This is a genomic window from Bacillus sp. FSL M7-0003 (assembly GCF_038628485.1).
GTDB classification, from domain to species: Bacteria; Bacillota; Bacilli; order Bacillales; family Bacillaceae; genus Bacillus; species Bacillus safensis.
On sequence record NZ_CP152024.1, the window covers coordinates 1,209,163 to 1,227,120 of the forward strand.

Here is a 17,958-nt window from a genome sequence, read left to right on the forward strand (position 1 = left end):
GTCATGCGAAATCCCTTTACAAAAGAATTTAAGATCAGTAGACTTATGCTCATATAGAGAAATGGGGAAGATGGAATGACGCAAATCATTGATACATATCAAAGTTATGAAGAGCTTTCCGCTCATGAAAGAGAGGGAATCGACTATCAAATTCTTCACGAGCGGAAAGGAGACCAGCTTTTGGTTTTGTCCCCTCATGCTGGGGGAATTGAATCTGGCGTGAGTGAGCTCATTCATGAAATCGCAAGTGATGATTCTATGTATTTATTTGAAGGCCTTAAAGTGAAAGGCAATCATGTGCTTCATATTACAAGCACACGTTTCAATGAGCCGGTCTGCCTTTCTCTAGTGCATACCCATCATTACACGTTTGCGCTCCATGGCTACGGGGAAACGGAGGTGCTTCAAACATTAGTGGGCGGGACAGACAGAGAAAAAGCGGCAGAAACAGTGAAACGTTTAACGCTTAATGGCTTCCAAGCAGTGCTGCTATCTGAATCTGATCGTTATTCTGGAACACATCCTCACAATATCAATAATCAATGTCTGACCGGAAAAAGTGTACAGCTTGAAATCAGTCAGGCGCAAAGAAGAGCATTCTTTCAAGACTTCAGACGGCGCTATCGCCGTGAAACGCAAAATGAGCAATTTTATCGGTACACAAATGTACTCAAGCAAGTATTAAATCTTTATGGATAAACCATGTCGCCCTATGCAGAGAGGCTTACGTTTGATAAACAGCTTCTTTTTCCGCGACCTTTTCAGCTTTCATTAAATAAGATGTAAACTCTTGTTGAAAGCGAATGCCTGCTTTCCGCTGTTCGAATAAGGCAAGCCGCTTTTCAGCAAAAGCCCAGGTGACATGAAATGTTTGCGCAATCTGCAAAATGGCTTGCTGCCGAAGGTTTGGAAGCTTCATTTGCATCAGCATAAAGGTCGGTACACAAAAGTGATACATGAATTGTTTAGCCTGAAACTCTTGCAGTTCTCGAAAGAGTTTGTGCATCTTGAAATGGTTGCCTGCATGCTTCAGCACATGACAAAGCTCGTGGGCAAAATCCTGCCATTGTTCCTCTGACGATAGAGATCTGTTTAATATAATACTGTAAAGACCTTGATGTTTGATCATCATGCTGCCAGTATCCTCATAGTGGACCCATACATGAAATTCAGAAGCGATCCTTTGCATGTCTCTATAAGCAGGACCGCTTATTTGTAATTTGGCATATAACCGCTTAATCTCTTCTTCTAAATGGGTTAAAAAACCAGTCATTTAAAAACCTCCAAGCAAACGTATGTTCTGTTTTTGGCGTAAAAGAAAAGTCCATATAGGACTAAATAGCTAATGAAGCTATTACTTACTTTTAATATCGGCTTATTTTTAACAATTTTAACATAAAATCAAGGAAAAATGGAATTAATTCCTGTTTTTTTCTTCATTTTTGCGTTTTCCATTACTAAAAAGAGTGGATTGAATTCAAATTTTACCATAGTCTTATCACTAAAACAAACACAAGTTGTCTTACGAACGCCACCAATTGATGAGAAAGATCAATTCAATTTAGCAAAAGGGAGTGCAGAACATGGTAGAAATTTATCAAGATTTTATTCCAGTTGGAAACGGGAACCGCCCAGGATACGCCATGACACCGATGTATGTGACGGTGCATAACACAGCAAACACGTCAAAGGGAGCGGATGCAAAAAGTCATGCGGCATATGTGAAACGCCCAACGACAGCGGAAAGCTGGCACTTTACAGTGGATGATCATGAAATCTTTCAGCATCTGCCGTTAAATGAAAATGGCTGGCATGCAGGGGACGGAAATGGAAATGGGAACAGAAAATCGATCGGGATTGAAATTTGTGAAAATGAAGATGGGAATTTCCAACAAGCGGTCAAACATGCGCAATGGCTCATTCAAAAGCTGCTGAAAGAGCATAATATTCCACTAGCGAATGTGGTCACACATCAGCACTGGTCTGGAAAAGCATGTCCGCGTCTGCTTCTCGCTACATGGAATGAATTTAAAAAAGGAATTGAAACGGCAGGAGACCCTGAAACGGTCATCACGTATGTCGTCAAAAGCGGGGATACGTTAACGAGTATTGCCAAAGCTCATGACGTCACAGTTCAAGATCTTCAGAAGTGGAATAACATTAGCGACCCGAACAAGATTCAAATTGGACAGGTTCTCAAAATTTATCGAAATGATGGAAAAATGATGTATGAGCTGCCAGATGGGATTTTAAAGGTGACTTCGCCTCTAACGAAGGGAGAGCACGTACGCCTCGTCCAAAAAGCGCTTGCTGCTGTTTATTTTTACCCTGATAAATCGGCTGCAGATAAAGGCATCGATGGTGTTTACGGAGAAAAAACGGCGAATGCCGTAGCGCGCTTTCAGCTGGTGAACGGTCTGACAAGTGATGGGGTATACGGTCCTAAAACGAAGGAGAAGCTGCTTAAACTGTTAAATCAGTGAGTGTTTCTGTTTGTATGATTGGATGGCTGTTTCACTCTTTTCAATTAATCGCTTAGTATATGGGGACGGCTGATATTCGGCAAACTGAACATATCTCAGTTGTTTGATTTTCTTTTTCATTTTGGCACCTCAATCGTTGCAGCGTATAGTGTATTGTATGCAAGTCTATGTGAAAATGGAAGCAGGACGCGGATTTCGTTCCGCGTCCTTTAGTGTAATCAAGCCTTTTTATTTTTATACTCATCCAGAAGCTGTTCATTCTTTTTAAAAATTCGCTCAGTATGGGGGCTTACCTTATAATCGGCCATACTGATATGGCGTTTTTTCTTTAAAATCTTAAAAGGGTTTTTCTTAGGGTTGTTGTTATCCCCTTGAAGTGCGTGGTCCATCTTCATCACCTTCCTCTTCGTCAGGCAAGATTAGGTCATAAATTGTTGTAAGTGATGTCATTAATAAATAGTCGAACTCCGTGACAATCTCATCGGAGGTGAGCTTAATGACAAAATGAGCATCTGCTACAGAAAATGGGATGAGCACCAAATGACCGAAATCATCGTAATATACTTCCTGCCTGTCAAGCTTCGCCTGAATAAGAGCTCGCTGGTCAAGTGTCCGAAGCAGGTCGTCTTTTTGTTCCTGCATATCGTATGGACAAAGCACCGCTTGAATATTCATCTTGTCGGCAAAAGAATAAATCAGCCGCTCAATTCCCTCTATATATGCCTCTACACTTCCATAATATACATGGATCGGTTCATTTTTCAATAGGTATTGGTACGTTTTTAGTTTATTGAGGTAAGAATGAAGGAGATCGTTATTTTGTTCAAGGAGTTGATGGGTGTCGGTTTCCAGCTCATGATTTCCGAGTTTCTTAATATAGGAGCTAAGAAAGATGAAAGCATCAGTTAATGCGAAAAATACGGCAATGATCAAGTAGTGCATCCAATCGGTGAAGATAGAAGAAGGGTCATTTGTCCAGTACACAACAGCACCCGCTACATAAATCCAATACCACGTTTTACGAATGGCAAACATCTTTTCTTTTACTTTTTGTTCAAAGCGCCAAACTGCAAATACATACACTGCAAGAGCACCTAGCAATAACCATACAGTCAATTGAAAAAATAATAGCATGTTCTTCTCTCCCATAGACAGATGAATACTTGTTTATTTCTATGGATATGATTGGAAACCCTGCTTCATGAAAAAATGTCCTGCAGGAAAAGGGTTTTAAGTGTGCGGGCAAATAAAAAAAGACCTGTTAGACAGGTCTTTGATATTAGAGAATCGCATTTAACACAAAGTATATAAGAGCTCCTAGAGTTCCTGAAATCGGTAATGTAATCACCCAAGTGACAAGCATACGTTTTGCCGTACCCCAGTTAACCCCTTTGACTCTGTGTGCAGAACCTACACCTAGAATAGAAGACGAGATAACGTGAGTCGTACTAACAGGTAAGTGAATAAACGTCGCACCGAAGATAATAGCTGCACCCGTTAAGTCGGCAGATACTCCGTTTACTGGACGAATTTTCATAATTTTACCGCCGACTGTTTTGATAATCTTCCAGCCGCCGATAGAAGTACCGAGTCCCATTGCAAGCGCACAAGAGAATTGTACCCAGAAAGGAATGTCGTCTGTTGTATGCAAATTACCTGCAATTAAAGCCATCGTAATAATTCCCATCGCTTTTTGCGCATCGTTTGTCCCATGGGTATACGATTGCAGTGCAGCTGTTAAAATTTGAACACGTCGGAATTGTTTATTTGTTTTTGCGAGATTGTTGTTTCTAAAAATAATTTTGATAATGGTATACACGATATATCCCAATACGAAAGCTAGGATAGGTGAAAGCAAAAGTGCTTGAATGATTTTAATGAATCCCGAATAGTTTAAAGCGCCAAAACCGGCAGAGGCAATAACCGCTCCTGCAATTGATCCGATTAATGCATGTGAAGAACTACTCGGAATCCCGTAATACCAAGTAAGCAAGTTCCATGTGATGGCCGCAATTAAAGCAGCCAAAATCACAACAGAGCCGTTTTGAAGTGTAAATGGATCTGCGATATCTTTTGTAATGGATTTTGCCACACCTGTAAATGTCATTGCTCCTAAGAAGTTCATGAACGCTGCCATGATGATCGCATGTCTAGGCTTTAATGCCTTCGTTGAAACTGAAGTCGCAATGGCATTTGCTGTATCGTGGAACCCGTTAATGAAATCAAAAGCAAGTGCACAAATGACAATAAGTATGGTAAGGATGAGTAATGTGTCCATGTTTAACTAACCCCGTTACGCATTCTTCATAATGATTGTTTCTAGATTGTTGGCAACACTTTGACAGGAATCAGCGATTTCTTCAAGTGTTTCGTAAATTTCTTTGTATTGAATCACTTTAATTGGATCTGTTTCTTTTCCAAACAAGTTCTTTAATGATTTACGATGAAGATTGTCACAATTATGTTCAATCTCTTTGATCTTGATTGCGTGCGGATGAATATCTTTCAAGCGATTTTCAGCTAGTAGATCAATTGTGATTAAAATTTCTTTCGCACACTCTCTGATGTAGTGGCTGAATTTGTCGATATGTTCGTCAGAGCTTGTAATTGAGTAAATTTCTAATGTTGCGGAAAAATGCTCAATTCCATCTAAAACATCATCGAGGCTATTCGTCAATTGAAGAATGTCTTCACGTTCAATCGGTGTAATAAAGGCTTTGTTCAGCTCTTTAATCATGGTATGAACATGATTATCACCTTTTGTCTCATATTCCTTCAATGTGTCAGAAAATTCTTTCAGAGTGGTTTGATTTGTTACTTTATAGCTAACAAAATACTCAGCAGTTTCATCTAAATTTTTAGCAATTTCCGTTAACAAGACGGAAAACTTGTCTTTTTTCCTTTTTAACATGTAAAAACCCTCCATTGTATAAATGAGACAATGCACACATCAAATAATTATATATTCTTTTGTCGAAAAAAAACAGGTGTAGTCGAAAATTTCTTCACTTTTTCTATTTGATCTTATTCTGACCTAAAGATGTGATCTCAACACACCTTTTTCTAAAAGGGGAAAAGCAACGAAAAAAGCGGGCCATATTTGGCGCCGCTTAAAGGCTAAGAAGCTGAATGAATCAGCTTAAACCGTTCACAAACAAGAAGCATATCCTCTTTGAATTCTAAACCGTATGATTGGAGTGCTTCTGTGAAAAATTCTTTATGTTCTCTGTACCAATAGTCATAAGATAAGTCGCCTTCACCCTCAGCTTGTGCAAATGATACGGGGACTTCATTCATTGGCATGACATCAACATGTGTAATTTCAATGATGGCTTTTGGCTCTTCTTGGCTGTCCAAAATGACCGCATATTGTCCGGGTTGTGGAAGCGGCTCCTGTTCCTTTTCATAAAAAAGGTGTCCAGAACAAGTGGCTGTTTTTTTTCCTTGCTTTACAAGATCAAGCAAATGATCAGGATCTGAGCCGAATGACCACGCCGAAACAAACGCGTCAGCAGGTGCTTTTTCTGATTTCTCTTTCCAATAGTCTTCCCAAAATAATCTGCATTTGTTGTTCAATGTTTTTCCCCCTCTTTGTTGTGTTTATTATACCTTGAAGCTGAATCGTTGGAAATGGTGTGTCTTTATTCCTAATGAGTGAGTGTGTCATATGTTTTGAAAAACAATGTTTGATTTGGGAAATGTAGGATGATAGGATGAAAATTTTTGAAATTTTAGAATAATCTATTGTATTCTGGTCAAGAAGTCGGTAAGGTCAAAGTAAGAATATGGAAGGGGTGTTGTTCATGAAACGCATTTCTCTAACTGTTTTGTCCATATGTCTGTTTGTTTTCTCGTTTTTTCTGCCTGTCAGCCAAGTCAATGCGAACGAATCTCATGGGAGTAAAGTAGCTGTTGGTAAAGATGGCATGGTGGCTACTGCTCACCCACTGGCATCAGAAGTAGGTGCTGATGTATTGAAGAAAGGTGGAAACGCAGTGGATGCTGCTGTTGCCATCCAGTACGCACTGAATGTGACAGAGCCAATGATGTCTGGAATTGGCGGCGGTGGTTTTATGATGGTTTATGATGGAAAGACAAAAGAAACATCCATCATCAATAGTAGAGAACGAGCACCACAGGGCGCAACACCTGACATGTTTTTAACGGATGAGGGAAAAGTCATCCCATTTGCTGAGCGATCCACACACGGTAATGCGGTTGGTGTTCCAGGGACAGTAAAAGGTCTCGAAGCAGCATTAGATAAGTGGGGAACCCGTTCGATGAAGGAATTGATTGAGCCTTCCATTCAGCTTGCAGAGGATGGATTTGAAATCGATTCTGTTCTAGCAAAAGCCATTGAAGATCATCAAGAAAAGCTGAAAAAAACGGCCGCAGCGCCAATCTTTCTTCCAGATGATCAGCCGCTCAAAGAAGGCGATCTGCTTGTACAGCCAGGTCTTGCAAAAACATTTAAGCTCATTGCGAAAAAAGGAAGCAAAGCATTTTATGAAGGAAAAGTAGCAAAAGCACTTGCAAAGACAGTCCAAGATTTTGGCGGAACGATGACAACTGATGACCTTGATCGTTATGAGGTCAAGACTGACAAGCCTATCTGGGGGGACTATAAAGGATACCAGCTTGCAAGTATGCCTCCACCAAGCTCAGGCGGTGTGTTTATGCTGCAAATACTCAAAATACTAGATCACTTCAATCTATCACAATATGACCCCAAATCATTCGAAAAATATCAGCTGCTAGCTGAAACAATGCATCTCTCCTATGCTGACCGTGCTGCATATGCAGGCGACCCCGAATTCGTAGATGTTCCACTAAAAGGACTACTAGACGATGATTACATTTCAAAAAGAGCTTCTCTCATTCAATTAGATCAAATGAACAAAAACCCGAAAGAAGGAGATCCATGGGCGTATGAGGAGCAAAAAAATCCATCCCCAATTATCCCGCAGCCAGAAGATAAAACCATTGGCGAGACCACTCATTTTACTGTTGCTGATCAGTGGGGAAATGTCGTGTCATTCACAACAACCATTGAACAGTTATTTGGTACAGGGATTCTTGTTCCGGAATATGGCTTTTTCTTAAACAATGAACTAACAGATTTTGACGCAAGACCAGGCGGAGCAAATGAAGTCCAGCCGAATAAGCGTCCATTATCCAGTATGACCCCGACCATCATATTTAAAGATAACGAGCCGGTCATGACTGTGGGCTCACCTGGAGGAACGACTATTATTGCTTCTGTTTCACAAACCATATTAAACTTGCTTGAATACGACATGGAGCTGCAAGATGCGGTGGAAGAGCCGCGGATTTATACAAACAGTACAACTTCTTACCGTTACGAAGTAGGTGTTCCCCTTGATGTAAGAACGAAGCTAAATGATATGGGTCATCGTTTTGGCAGTTCACCTATTGATATAGGAAATGTGCAAGCCTTACTCATTGATCGGAAAGCAGGGACATTTACAGGAGTAGCTGACTCCTCGAGAAATGGAACCGCTGTTGGTGTCAATTTAAAGCTTTCTGCCGATTAAAACCATTTCCCGGGAAAAGAAGCGCCTCTTCAAGATGGCGTTTCTTTTTTTGTTTAAAAGAAAAACAGAGTTGACACCTGTGAATAGTTTGAATAATATATAGACTAACATCAATCATACATAGCTGATCGGACAACCGAAGGCTCTTGGCAATTTGAAGTACAGGACTGTGATGTATTTCAGGTGGCTAAGGGTCTTTTTTGCGTATGAAACGGCAAGGTTGGTGTCACTATTTTTGATAACGGGGGAGCGGGATAACATGAAAAAGTGGAAATGGGTCTGGGTCGTGACCATTATATTAGTCTTGGCTGTGACGAGTACTGCATGCTCAAACGCAAACGAAGCCTCAAGCCAAAAGGGAAAGGTTGAGCTGTTAAATGTTTCGTATGATCCTACACGTGAATTGTATCAGGAATACAATCAAGCCTTTCAGACGTATTGGAAAGACAAAACAGGTGAGGATGTCACGATCAAGCAGTCTCATGGTGGATCAGGAAAGCAGGGAAGATCGATTATTGATGGACTCGAGGCAGATGTGGCAACACTGGCTTTAGGGTATGACATTGATGCGATTGCAGATCGCGGACTGCTTTCAAAAGATTGGCAAAAAGAATTTCCAAATCAGTCAACACCGTATACATCGACCATTGTGTTTCTTGTGAAGAAAGGGAATCCCAAAAATATTAAAGATTGGGACGACTTGATTCGGCCAGGTGTGTCCATCATTACGCCAAATCCGAAAACGTCCGGCGGTGCGAGATGGAATTACTTAGCTGCATGGGCCTACGCCGATAAAACATTTCATGGGAATGAAGAAAAAACAAAGGATTTTGTCAAAAAGCTATATGAACATGTCGAAGTCCTTGATTCAGGTGCACGCGGAGCCACAACGACCTTTGTTGAACGCGGACTTGGGGATGTGTTAATTGCATGGGAGAATGAAGCCTATTTAACGCAGCACGAACTAGGCAAAGACAAATTTGAAATTGTCACCCCATCAATTAGTATTCTAGCGGAGCCGTCTGTTGCGGTCGTTGATCAAAATGTGAAACGTAAAGGAACAGAGAAAGTGGCGAAGGCTTATTTAGATTATTTATATTCTAAAAAAGGGCAGGAAATTGCGGCGAAAAACTATTATCGCCCTAGAAATCAAGAAGTCTTAAACAAATATAAAGACCAGTTTAAAAAGATTGATATGGTGACGATTGATCAAGCGTTTGGCGGGTGGAGAAAGGCGCAGAAAAGATTTTTTGATGATGGCGGATTATTTGATCAAATATACAGCGGACAAAAATAGGGGGCGATGTGATGAAGAAAGCACATACAGCCACCAATAAAAGAAAACGTATATTGCCTGGATTTGGGCTGAGCCTTGGGGTGACGCTCGTTTATGTGAGTGCGATTGTCGTCATTCCTTTATCCATGGTATTTATTTGGACGGCTTCATTAGGAGCAGAGGGGATTTGGAAGGTGTTTACCGATGCAAGAGTATTGAAGTCTCTTCAGCTGACCGTGACGACTTCCTTTGCAGCTGCTCTCATCAATGCAGGGTTTGGTGTACTGATTGCCTGGGTTCTCGCCAGGTACACATTCCATGGAAAGAAAATCTTAGATGCTCTCATTGATTTGCCTTTTGCTCTCCCAACAGCTGTTGCGGGTATTGCCCTGACCACCCTCTATTCTCCTAATGGATGGATTGGTCAATTTCTGCATATAAAGGTGGCGTACACACCGATTGGGATTATTTTGGCACTGATTTTTATTGGCATTCCATTCGTTATCCGAACCGTTCAGCCTGTGATAGAAGGGCTTCAGCAGGAAGTCGAAGAGGCTGCGGCGATTCTTGGTGCGACAAGGAGACAGACCTTTTTTCACGTACTGCTGCCGGCCCTGTTTCCTGCGGTGATGACTGGATTTTCACTTGCGTTTGCAAGAGCGCTAGGTGAATATGGCTCTGTTGTGTTTATTGCTGGAAATATTCCGTTTAAAACAGAAATTACACCGCTGATGATCATGTCCAAGCTTGAACAGTATGATTATCATGGTGCAGCAGCGATTGCATGCTTGATGCTGCTTCTTTCGTTTTTCATCCTGTTATTGATTCACGGCATTCAGTGGTATGTTGAGCGGAAAAAACAAGTATACGTGAGGTGAAACCATTGGAGAGAGAGCTTAGTCATCAGCACCATGTTCAGTATAAAAGTCCTGTAACCGAATCTAAAGGGGTGAAAATCCTCTTGATTACGGTCGTGTATGCTTTTTTGATTTTATTTTTACTCATACCGCTGATCGCCGTTTTTTCAAAAGCATTTGAGAAAGGGTGGAGTTCATACCTTCTGGCCATCTCACATCCAGATACACTCGCGGCGATCAAATTGACTGTTTTCATTGTCGTCGTCACCTTGCCGCTTCAAATGATCTTTGGGGTAAGTGCTGCATGGCTTATCACAAAATTTAATTTCCGCGGAAAACGTTTGTTAACGACTGTGATTGATCTCCCGTTTGCCGTTTCGCCTGTGATTGCTGGACTTGTATTTGTGCTTTTATTTGGTTCAAACGGGCTTTTAGGACCTTGGCTTATGGCGAATGGATGGAAAGTCATTTATTCTGTACCAGGCATGATCCTAGCCACCATATTCGTTACATTTCCGTTTATTGCCAGAGAATTAATCCCGTTTATGCAGCATGAAGGCATTCATGAGGAGGAAGCATCGCTCACACTTGGTGCAAACGGATGGAAGACTTTTTTCTTTGTGACACTGCCGAATATCAAATGGGCTCTTTTTTACGGTGTCATTTTAGCCGGGGCAAGAGCGATTGGTGAATTTGGTGCCGTGTCGGTTGTATCAGGTCATATTCGAGGCATGACCAATACGATGCCGCTTCATATCGAAATTTTATACAATGAGTACCAATTTCAAGCCGCTTTTGCTGTGGCGTCTCTCATGGCGTTTGTGGCAGTCATTACTTTAATCATTAAGCAAATCATTCAGCAGAGGGATCACCGGCTTGGCAAGCGGTCAACATAAATGGAGGGATCGGCCTTGGGGATTACAGCAAAACAAATATCAAAACAATTTGGTCAGACAAAGGTTTTGCAAAACGTGGATTTATCGATAAGAAATGGTGAATTAATCTCTTTACTAGGACCATCTGGCTCTGGGAAAACGACTTTATTAAGAATCATTGCAGGTCTTGATTATGCCAATAACGGACAGATTTTATTTGGAGATCAGGATTACACACACATTCCAGTACGAAAACGGCAGATCGGTTTTGTATTTCAGCAATATGCGCTTTTTCGAAATATGACGGTTTTTGATAATGTGGCATATGGGCTGAAAATGAAACCTAGAGGAGAAAGACTGCCTAAAAAAGACATCAAAGAGCGGGTACATGAGCTTTTAGAGGTTGTTCAGCTTACGCAGTTTGAGCAGCGGTATCCAGATCAGCTGTCAGGCGGGCAAAAGCAGCGTGTGGCACTGGCGCGCGCACTTGCCGTTCAGCCGAAGGCACTCCTCTTAGATGAACCCTTTGGTGCACTTGATACAAAGGTGAGGAAAGAATTAAGGCATTGGCTGAAAAAAGTTCATCGTGACTTTCAAATGACCACCATTTTTGTGACACATGATCAAGAAGAAGCATTCGATATTGCTGATCGTGTTGTGGTGATGAATGAAGGAAGAATCGAAAAAATTGGCACAAAGGAAGAAATGGCAGTGCAGACAGACAATCTATTTGTATCTGAATTTTTAGATATAGGAAGCCACATTTAACAAGCAGTATAGAAGATTAGAAGGAAGAGACGCGGTGATGACTGCGTCTTTTTTTTATTTAAATTTCCCTAGGGACATTGACTTATAATTTTGAATATTATAATATCTTTACAAAGGTAACAGCATTGAACATTTTTCAGAATTCATAATTGTAAGCGCTTTATAAAAGGTTCTATTCTAAAAATGTTCTTTCTTTTGTTACATGTGTTCATATTTATACCAAATGAAAGGGGTGGTTGTTTGAACAGCTTGTTTGAGTTAGATGAACAACTGATTAAGCTGCAGTTCGAAGCATCTTCGAGAGAGGAGGTGACCACATATTTAGCAGGGCGGTTAGAAGCTGGAGGGTACATTAAATCGAGCTTTTTACCAGCAGTGCTTGAAAGAGAAAAAACATATCCTACAGGCCTTCCACTGGCAGCCTTTGGGGTAGCGATTCCGCATACAGATCCTGAGCATGTGAACAAACCAGCGATTAGTGTAGCTACTTTAAAGGAACCTGTCATTTTTCATAAGATGGGAAGCCCTGATGAAACAGTGCAAGCCAAAATTGTGTTTGTCCTAGCAATCTCTGAGCCTAGCAAACAGCTTGTGATGCTGGAGAAGCTGATGACACTTTTTAGAAAAGAAGAGGTGATGACAAAGCTCTCACACATGACATCTTATGAAGAAGCAGTTGACGTGCTTCGGCAAGAATTAAACCAATAGCCATTCACGAAAATATGTAAGCGCTTTATCTGAAAAATTCAGGAGGTGGATGTATGATCAAGCAAGCCGTCGATTTTATATTAGACCTTGGACCAACTATTATGCTCCCGATTATTATGACGCTTTTCGGTATGATTTTAAGGCAGGGCTTTAAGAAATCCTTCAGGGCCGGTATTACGATCGGAATTGGATTTGTCGGTGTCAATCTTGTCATTAATTTGCTCGTGAGCGGACTTGGGCCAGCAGCAAAAGCCATGGTTAATTCCCTTGGGCTAAAGCTCGATATTTTGGATGTTGGATGGCCGATTGGAGCTGCCATATCCTTTGGTACACCCGTTGCCCCGCTCATGATTCCTCTTGTGCTTTTATTAAATGTCATCTTATTGTCCGTAAACTTTACGAAAACGCTGAATGTGGATATTTGGAACTTCTGGCATTTGATTTTCGCAGCCTCTGTTACTTACTACGCTTATCATAATATGTTCTTGGCTCTTGCTGTTGGCTTGATCGTCTCTGCGATCACGCTAAAATTAGCCGATTGGACGGCGCCGACAATCGAACACCATTTCGGATTAAAAGGCGTATCGATGGCTCATGCTGAAACGGTCAACTTTGCCCCGCTCATGTATGCGTCAAACCGCATCATTGATAAGATCCCTGGTTTAAACAAAATTCATGCTGATCCAGAAACATTGAAGAAACGCTTTGGCATTTTTGGCGAACCGCTTGTGATGGGTCTCATACTTGGTATCATTATTGGTCTTCTTGGCGGCTATGATGCAAAAGGTGTGATGACGCTCGGTATTCAAATGGCAGCAGTTCTTGTCTTAATGCCAAGAATGGTTGCGCTATTAATGGAAGGGCTGATTCCAATCTCTGAGGGCGCTCGTTCTTATATTCAAAAGCGTTTCCCAGGGAAAAATGTCTATATTGGTTTAGATACAGCGATTGTGATTGGTCATCCAGCGAATATGGCGGTAGCCCTTTTAATGGTGCCGATTACGATTTTGCTCGCAGTTGTCCTGCCATACAATGGCATGCTCCCGTTTGCTGACTTATCGGTTCTGCCATTTACAGTTGTCTGGGCAGTAGCAGCCGCTCGTGGAAATATTATTCGCGGTCTTATTAACAGTATTTTTACATTAATGATTGTCTTCTTTATCGCAACGAACCTTGCACCGCTTGCGACAACAATGGGGAAAGCAGTCGGCTTTGATTTCCCAGAAGGGGCAAACATGATTTCAGGTATTGACCTTGGTTCTCACGTTATTCCTTGGATCATGGTGAGACTTCTTGATCCGAGCAACCCTTACTTTATTGCAGCGATTATCTGTGCTTTGGCTTATGCGCTTCTATGGTACTGGGTGCGAAATGATATTAAAAAGCAGTATGCGAAAGAAATGGGCTTAGATCAAAAAGAACAATAAATGAGCTGGAGGGATTCTAATGGCGAAGAAAATATTAGTATCATGCGGAACGGCAGTTGCAACATCAACGGTTGTGGCTAAAAAGGTAGAAGAAACGTTAAAGGAAAAAGGATATGATGTCGTCGTGGAACAGTGTAAGGCATCTGAAGTCCCGCAAAAAGCGGAGGGTGCTGATTTAATTGTGACAACAACGCCTGTGAGTGATACAAAAGGGACACCTGTGATTCAAACATTATCCTTTTTAACTGGATTTGGTATTGAAGATGATATCGAGAAAATCATCGATCATATCAAGTAGAGAGTTATTGCATGGAGGAGCTTTTGCGGCTCCTTCTAGTGATCGAAAGGAGGAAGTCTCATGCAGCATCATGCTTATAGCCGAACGTCTGCAATGTTGTCTATTTTTCTTCCGGCTGTGCTCATCTGTCTGTTTTTTCTCTGGTCTCTTTATACGTTATGGTCAGCAGGACCTGACCCGTTAGCTGTGTTAGGCGTTTATACGCTGCCTATTCTCATGCTCTCTAGTATTACAGGACTGAACCAGCCGACTAACGTCATCATTAGTGAAGATCAACTGAAGATAGGGGCTTTTGGCAGATGGCACACATATGCAGTTTCTGATATTAAAGGAAAGCTTTTTTTAAAGCCTTATCCTCATATCGGGAAAGTCTATGTCAGGGTGGGGCCAGCTCGTATATTCGGAGGGCGCTACTGGATATCCAGTGAGATGAGTGAGTACAAGCAGCTTGTTCAAACACTGCAGGATTTTGCGAAGGGTGATGAAAAGGAGGATGCCGCTACATGAAATCAGCTGTCTTTTATTCTTCAGAGGACATTCGGTATGAGGAGCGGAACCGGCCAGTCATCGGTGATGATGAAGTTTTGTTAAAGCTGCGGGCCTGCGGCTTATGCGGAACGGATATTTACAAAGCAACGCATGAGACAGTACCTCCTGGGACGGTGTTAGGGCATGAAATCGCTGGTGATATTGTCGAGACCGGCAAGCGTGTGACAAATGTCCAGACGGGAGACAGGGTTTATGTGGCGCATCATGTGCCTTGTTTCACCTGTGACTTTTGTCAAAAGGGGTTTTATACGATGTGTCCGCAGTTTACAGCCACAAATGTAGAGCCGGGCGGGTTTTCAGAATATATCCGTGTACCTGCTTTGCATGTCAAGCACACGATGGGCAAGCTTCCAAAAGACGTATCGTATGAGCAAGGGGCGATGGTAGAACCGGTAGCCTGCTGTCTGCATGGGTTTGAACGAGCTCCTGTTCACCCAGGAGATTCCGTATTGATCCTTGGAGCGGGGCAAATTGGCTGTATTCAATTGCAGCTCGCCAAATATTATTTGGCTGGGAAAGTGATGATAACAGATGTGAATGAGAACAGGCTGCTGCAAGCGAGGAGCTTAGGTGCAGATGTGGCTTTCCATCCAGCAGCTGAGCCGGTTGAAAACCGGGTGATGAAAGAAACAGATGGAAAGGGAGCAGACCTCGTTATTATTTCTGTTGGGAGCAGTGCGCTTTTAAAAGAGGCGTTTCAGGCTGTAGCGCGAGGCGGGACGATTTTGGTGTTTGCTCATTTTCCAAAGGGAGATGTGGCCATTCCTGCTGAACGATTTTTCAATGATGAAGTGAAGGTAGTAGGAGCCTATTCCTCGCATCCATATCATTATCGTGAAGCCCTTGAGCTTTTGAAAGCAAAAGTGGTCAACACTGAAAAGATGGTAACGCATCGTTATCCGTTAAGCCAGCTGCTTCAGGCGATAGAATGTGCGAGGCATCCTGAGGGTGAGAGCGTCAAAATCATGATGTATCCAGATGAATGAGTGTATGAGATTAAAAGAGAAAGAGAAGTTCTTTGGAAAAGGGCTTTGCCTTTCTCTTTTTTTCTGACAAAAGATGAAAACGCTTAAAAATGAGAGAGAAATGCTTGACTTCGATGACACTTAAACGTATGATAATTACAAATGTAACACATAAGAACAAATGTAAAGGGGAGAGAAGAAATGCAAAAACAAATCACTTTGCCTGAACAGATTAGTCATGAGAAATTAGCAGATTTATATAAACAAATGTGGTTAGTGAGATATTTTGATGAAAAGGTCGATCAATTCTTTGCAAAAGGACTTATCCATGGCACCACTCATTTATGTGTTGGACAGGAAGCGTCAGCTGTTGGATCGATTGCCGTATTAGAAGATAAAGATAAGATCGTCAGCACACACAGGGGACACGGTCACTGTATTGCAAAAGGGGCCGAGGTTAATAAAATGATGGCTGAATTGTTTGGACGTGAAACCGGCTATTGTAAAGGAAAAGGCGGCTCCATGCATATCGCGGACTTAGAAAAAGGAAATCTTGGGGCAAATGGAATCGTTGGCGGCGGTATCCCGCTGGCAACAGGTGCAGCGCTCACATCTAAAATGAAGCAGGAAGGCTTTGTTGTTCTTTGTTTCTTCGGAGATGGCGCCACAAATGAAGGCAGCTTCCATGAAGCATTAAACCTTGCGTCTATTTGGGATTTACCAGTTGTGTTTATTTGTGAAAACAACCAGTACGGCATGTCTGGCCCTGTGAAAGAAATGATCAACATTGAAGACATTTCAACAAGAGCAGAAAGCTACGGAATGCCAGGGAAAACGGTTGATGGAAATGACATGGTCGAAATTATGAACACAGTTGATGAAGCAGTCAGCCGTGCGAGAGCGGGAGAAGGCCCATCGCTCATTGAAATGAAAACGTACCGCTGGAAGGGTCACTCTAAGAGTGATGCGAAAAAATATCGTACACGTGAAGAAGAGACAGAGTGGAGACAAAAAGACGGAATCAAACGCTTTAAGTCTCTCTTGATTGAACTGAATGTTTTGACAGAAGAGCAGGCAGCAAGCTTACAGGAAGAAGCAAAGCAGGAAATTGAAGCGTCTGTCGAATTCGCCAAAAACAGTAAAGAACCGTCAATTGACACACTATTAGAGGATGTATACGCCTAATTAGGAGGGGAATCACGTGACAAAAACAACAGTAAGAGAGATTTCATATTTAGAAGCCGTTCGAGAGGCTATGAGTCAGGAAATGAGAGAAAACCAAGATGTCTTCATTTTAGGTGAAGATATCGGCGTATATGGAGGTGCTTTTGGTGTCACGCGCGGCATGATTGAAGAATTCGGGCCAGAGCGCGTTCGCAATACACCTATCTCAGAGGCTGCCATCGCAGGTGGGGCAGTCGGAGCGGCTTTAACTGGTATGCGTCCGATTTTAGAACTTCAATTCTCTGACTTTATCACAATCGCAATGGATCAGCTTGTGAACCAAGCAGCCAAAACACGATACATGTTTGGCGGAAAAGGAAAGGTGCCGCTTGTCGTAAGAACACCAGCAGGATCAGGAACGGGTGCAGCGGCGCAGCACTCCCAAAGCTTAGAAGCGTGGATGGCGCATATTCCAGGACTTAAAGTGGTTCAGCCTTCAACAGCCTATGATGCAAAAGGACTTTTAAAAGCGGCGATGGATGATGACAACCCTGTCATTTTCTACGAGCACAAGCTTTTATATAAAACAATCGGTGAAGTGCCTGAAGAGCAATATTCCATTCCTCTAGGGAAAGCAGATGTGAAAAGAAGCGGGAAAGACGTCACGATTGTAGCAACAGCAATTATGGTACACAAAGCGTTAGAAGCGGCGAAGGAACTAGAAGCAGAGGGAATCGATGTTGAAATCATTGACCCAAGAACACTTGTCCCATTAGATGAAGAAACGATTATCGAATCTGTGAAGAAAACAGGTAAATGTATCGTCGTTCATGAAGCGGTAAAACGAGGCGGCTATGGCGGAGAGATTGCAAGTATGATAGCGGAAAGTGAAGCCTTTGACTTCTTAGATGCTCCAATTAAACGACTTGGCGGTCTTGCGGTCCCAATACCATACAACCCGACGCTGGAAAAAGCGGTCATTCCACAAGTGCCAGATATTATTGAAGCAGCAAAAGAGCTTGTGCGCTCTTAA

21 protein-coding genes are annotated in these 17,958 nt (G+C 42.1%); 14 read left to right on the plus strand and 7 right to left on the minus strand.

Going from position 1 to position 17,958, the window contains the following annotated elements; genetic code table 11:
- The first annotated feature begins 75 nt into the window (after window positions 1-75).
- Window positions 76-699, plus strand: a complete 624-nt coding sequence (locus tag MHI23_RS06095; RefSeq protein WP_342492374.1) for a poly-gamma-glutamate hydrolase family protein — start codon at window positions 76-78, stop codon at window positions 697-699.
- A gap of 25 nt (window positions 700-724) precedes the next feature.
- Here the strand turns inward: MHI23_RS06095 and MHI23_RS06100 are convergent, their stop codons facing one another.
- Window positions 725-1,273, minus strand: coding sequence for an ImmA/IrrE family metallo-endopeptidase (locus MHI23_RS06100; protein WP_039177931.1), 549 nt, complete (start codon window positions 1,271-1,273; stop codon window positions 725-727).
- A gap of 310 nt (window positions 1,274-1,583) precedes the next feature.
- Here MHI23_RS06100 and MHI23_RS06105 point away from each other — a divergent pair, with 310 nt between their 5' ends.
- Window positions 1,584-2,483 (plus strand): N-acetylmuramoyl-L-alanine amidase, encoded by a 900-nt coding sequence (locus MHI23_RS06105; RefSeq protein WP_125586351.1) that lies wholly within the window; start codon window positions 1,584-1,586, stop codon window positions 2,481-2,483.
- Here the strand turns inward: MHI23_RS06105 and MHI23_RS06110 are convergent.
- The 6 genes from MHI23_RS06110 to MHI23_RS06135 form a co-directional block, all read right to left on the minus strand.
- Window positions 2,472-2,603, minus strand: coding sequence for a type II toxin-antitoxin system SpoIISB family antitoxin (locus MHI23_RS06110; protein ID WP_120207232.1), 132 nt, complete (start codon window positions 2,601-2,603; stop codon window positions 2,472-2,474). The genes MHI23_RS06105 and MHI23_RS06110 overlap by 12 nt on opposite strands.
- 98 nt (window positions 2,604-2,701) lie before the next feature.
- A complete protein-coding gene (locus tag MHI23_RS06115; protein WP_080652934.1) occupies window positions 2,702-2,878 on the minus strand; it encodes a type II toxin-antitoxin system SpoIISB family antitoxin in 177 nt (58 codons plus the stop codon).
- Window positions 2,847-3,617 (minus strand): type II toxin-antitoxin system SpoIISA family toxin, encoded by a 771-nt coding sequence (locus MHI23_RS06120; RefSeq protein ID WP_024424960.1) that lies wholly within the window; start codon window positions 3,615-3,617, stop codon window positions 2,847-2,849. Before MHI23_RS06120 ends, MHI23_RS06115 begins: the two co-directional genes overlap by 32 nt.
- 145 nt (window positions 3,618-3,762) lie before the next feature.
- On the minus strand, window positions 3,763-4,761 hold the full coding sequence (locus tag MHI23_RS06125; protein WP_017359158.1) for an inorganic phosphate transporter: 999 nt from the start codon (window positions 4,759-4,761) through the stop codon (window positions 3,763-3,765).
- Window positions 4,762-4,776: 15 nt separating this feature from the next.
- Window positions 4,777-5,394 carry a DUF47 domain-containing protein gene (locus MHI23_RS06130; RefSeq protein WP_024426775.1) on the minus strand — a complete coding sequence of 206 codons (618 nt, stop codon included), beginning with the start codon at window positions 5,392-5,394 and terminating at the stop codon, window positions 4,777-4,779.
- 206 nt (window positions 5,395-5,600) lie between these two features.
- Window positions 5,601-6,059 carry an ASCH domain-containing protein gene (locus MHI23_RS06135; protein ID WP_342492375.1) on the minus strand — a complete coding sequence of 153 codons (459 nt, stop codon included), beginning with the start codon at window positions 6,057-6,059 and terminating at the stop codon, window positions 5,601-5,603.
- A 227-nt stretch (window positions 6,060-6,286) separates the two neighbouring features.
- Between MHI23_RS06135 and ggt the strand changes: the two genes are divergently transcribed.
- The 12 genes from ggt to MHI23_RS06195 all read left to right on the plus strand — a co-directional run bounded on the left by ggt (window position 6,287) and on the right by MHI23_RS06195 (window position 17,958).
- Complete coding sequence (ggt, locus tag MHI23_RS06140; RefSeq protein ID WP_342492376.1) at window positions 6,287-8,038, plus strand: gamma-glutamyltransferase; 1,752 nt, start codon at window positions 6,287-6,289, stop codon at window positions 8,036-8,038.
- A gap of 259 nt (window positions 8,039-8,297) precedes the next feature.
- Window positions 8,298-9,335 carry a sulfate ABC transporter substrate-binding protein gene (locus MHI23_RS06145; protein ID WP_342492377.1) on the plus strand — a complete coding sequence of 346 codons (1,038 nt, stop codon included), beginning with the start codon at window positions 8,298-8,300 and terminating at the stop codon, window positions 9,333-9,335.
- A gap of 11 nt (window positions 9,336-9,346) precedes the next feature.
- Window positions 9,347-10,192, plus strand: coding sequence for a sulfate ABC transporter permease subunit CysT (cysT, locus tag MHI23_RS06150; RefSeq protein WP_342492378.1), 846 nt, complete (start codon window positions 9,347-9,349; stop codon window positions 10,190-10,192).
- Window positions 10,193-10,197: 5 nt separating this feature from the next.
- Window positions 10,198-11,067: a sulfate ABC transporter permease subunit CysW gene (gene cysW / locus MHI23_RS06155; RefSeq protein ID WP_024426779.1), complete on the plus strand. Its 870-nt coding sequence runs from the start codon at window positions 10,198-10,200 to the stop codon at window positions 11,065-11,067.
- Window positions 11,068-11,082: 15 nt separating this feature from the next.
- Window positions 11,083-11,814: a sulfate ABC transporter ATP-binding protein gene (gene cysA, locus MHI23_RS06160; RefSeq protein ID WP_024424953.1), complete on the plus strand. Its 732-nt coding sequence runs from the start codon at window positions 11,083-11,085 to the stop codon at window positions 11,812-11,814.
- A gap of 240 nt (window positions 11,815-12,054) precedes the next feature.
- Window positions 12,055-12,522, plus strand: a complete 468-nt coding sequence (locus MHI23_RS06165) for a PTS sugar transporter subunit IIA (RefSeq protein WP_056766231.1) — start codon at window positions 12,055-12,057, stop codon at window positions 12,520-12,522.
- A gap of 53 nt (window positions 12,523-12,575) precedes the next feature.
- On the plus strand, window positions 12,576-13,949 hold the full coding sequence (locus MHI23_RS06170) for a PTS transporter subunit IIC (RefSeq protein ID WP_024426780.1): 1,374 nt from the start codon (window positions 12,576-12,578) through the stop codon (window positions 13,947-13,949).
- A gap of 19 nt (window positions 13,950-13,968) precedes the next feature.
- Window positions 13,969-14,247: a PTS sugar transporter subunit IIB gene (locus tag MHI23_RS06175; protein WP_003212259.1), complete on the plus strand. Its 279-nt coding sequence runs from the start codon at window positions 13,969-13,971 to the stop codon at window positions 14,245-14,247.
- Between the two features lie 60 nt (window positions 14,248-14,307).
- Window positions 14,308-14,754 (plus strand): hypothetical protein, encoded by a 447-nt coding sequence (locus MHI23_RS06180; RefSeq protein WP_024426781.1) that lies wholly within the window; start codon window positions 14,308-14,310, stop codon window positions 14,752-14,754.
- Window positions 14,751-15,782, plus strand: coding sequence for an alcohol dehydrogenase catalytic domain-containing protein (locus MHI23_RS06185; RefSeq protein ID WP_311165241.1), 1,032 nt, complete (start codon window positions 14,751-14,753; stop codon window positions 15,780-15,782). Before MHI23_RS06180 ends, MHI23_RS06185 begins: the two co-directional genes overlap by 4 nt.
- Window positions 15,783-15,962: 180 nt before the next feature.
- Window positions 15,963-16,946, plus strand: a complete 984-nt coding sequence (gene pdhA, locus MHI23_RS06190; protein ID WP_024424949.1) for a pyruvate dehydrogenase (acetyl-transferring) E1 component subunit alpha — start codon at window positions 15,963-15,965, stop codon at window positions 16,944-16,946.
- A 16-nt stretch (window positions 16,947-16,962) separates the two neighbouring features.
- The gene (locus MHI23_RS06195; protein WP_342492379.1) at window positions 16,963-17,958 is read left to right on the plus strand and encodes an alpha-ketoacid dehydrogenase subunit beta; all 996 of its coding nucleotides are present in this window, start codon (window positions 16,963-16,965) and stop codon (window positions 17,956-17,958) included.

What these genes read in the sequence shown, in the direction of transcription:
- pdhA (WP_024424949.1), top strand. Translation starts at nt 15,963, where the DNA reads ATGCAAAAACAAATCACTTTGCCTGAACAGATTAGTCATGAGAAATTA.
- MHI23_RS06170 (WP_024426780.1), top strand. Translation starts at nt 12,576, where the DNA reads ATGATCAAGCAAGCCGTCGATTTTATATTAGACCTTGGACCAACTATT.
- MHI23_RS06105 (WP_125586351.1), top strand. Translation starts at nt 1,584, where the DNA reads ATGGTAGAAATTTATCAAGATTTTATTCCAGTTGGAAACGGGAACCGC.
- ggt (WP_342492376.1), top strand. Translation starts at nt 6,287, where the DNA reads ATGAAACGCATTTCTCTAACTGTTTTGTCCATATGTCTGTTTGTTTTC.
- MHI23_RS06120 (WP_024424960.1), bottom strand. Translation starts at nt 3,617, where the DNA reads ATGCTATTATTTTTTCAATTGACTGTATGGTTATTGCTAGGTGCTCTT.
- MHI23_RS06175 (WP_003212259.1), top strand. Translation starts at nt 13,969, where the DNA reads ATGGCGAAGAAAATATTAGTATCATGCGGAACGGCAGTTGCAACATCA.
- MHI23_RS06115 (WP_080652934.1), bottom strand. Translation starts at nt 2,878, where the DNA reads ATGAAGATGGACCACGCACTTCAAGGGGATAACAACAACCCTAAGAAA.
- MHI23_RS06180 (WP_024426781.1), top strand. Translation starts at nt 14,308, where the DNA reads ATGCAGCATCATGCTTATAGCCGAACGTCTGCAATGTTGTCTATTTTT.
- MHI23_RS06125 (WP_017359158.1), bottom strand. Translation starts at nt 4,761, where the DNA reads ATGGACACATTACTCATCCTTACCATACTTATTGTCATTTGTGCACTT.
- cysT (WP_342492378.1), top strand. Translation starts at nt 9,347, where the DNA reads ATGAAGAAAGCACATACAGCCACCAATAAAAGAAAACGTATATTGCCT.
- MHI23_RS06130 (WP_024426775.1), bottom strand. Translation starts at nt 5,394, where the DNA reads ATGTTAAAAAGGAAAAAAGACAAGTTTTCCGTCTTGTTAACGGAAATT.
- MHI23_RS06100 (WP_039177931.1), bottom strand. Translation starts at nt 1,273, where the DNA reads ATGACTGGTTTTTTAACCCATTTAGAAGAAGAGATTAAGCGGTTATAT.
- MHI23_RS06110 (WP_120207232.1), bottom strand. Translation starts at nt 2,603, where the DNA reads ATGAAAAAGAAAATCAAACAACTGAGATATGTTCAGTTTGCCGAATAT.
- MHI23_RS06095 (WP_342492374.1), top strand. Translation starts at nt 76, where the DNA reads ATGACGCAAATCATTGATACATATCAAAGTTATGAAGAGCTTTCCGCT.
- MHI23_RS06145 (WP_342492377.1), top strand. Translation starts at nt 8,298, where the DNA reads ATGAAAAAGTGGAAATGGGTCTGGGTCGTGACCATTATATTAGTCTTG.
- MHI23_RS06185 (WP_311165241.1), top strand. Translation starts at nt 14,751, where the DNA reads ATGAAATCAGCTGTCTTTTATTCTTCAGAGGACATTCGGTATGAGGAG.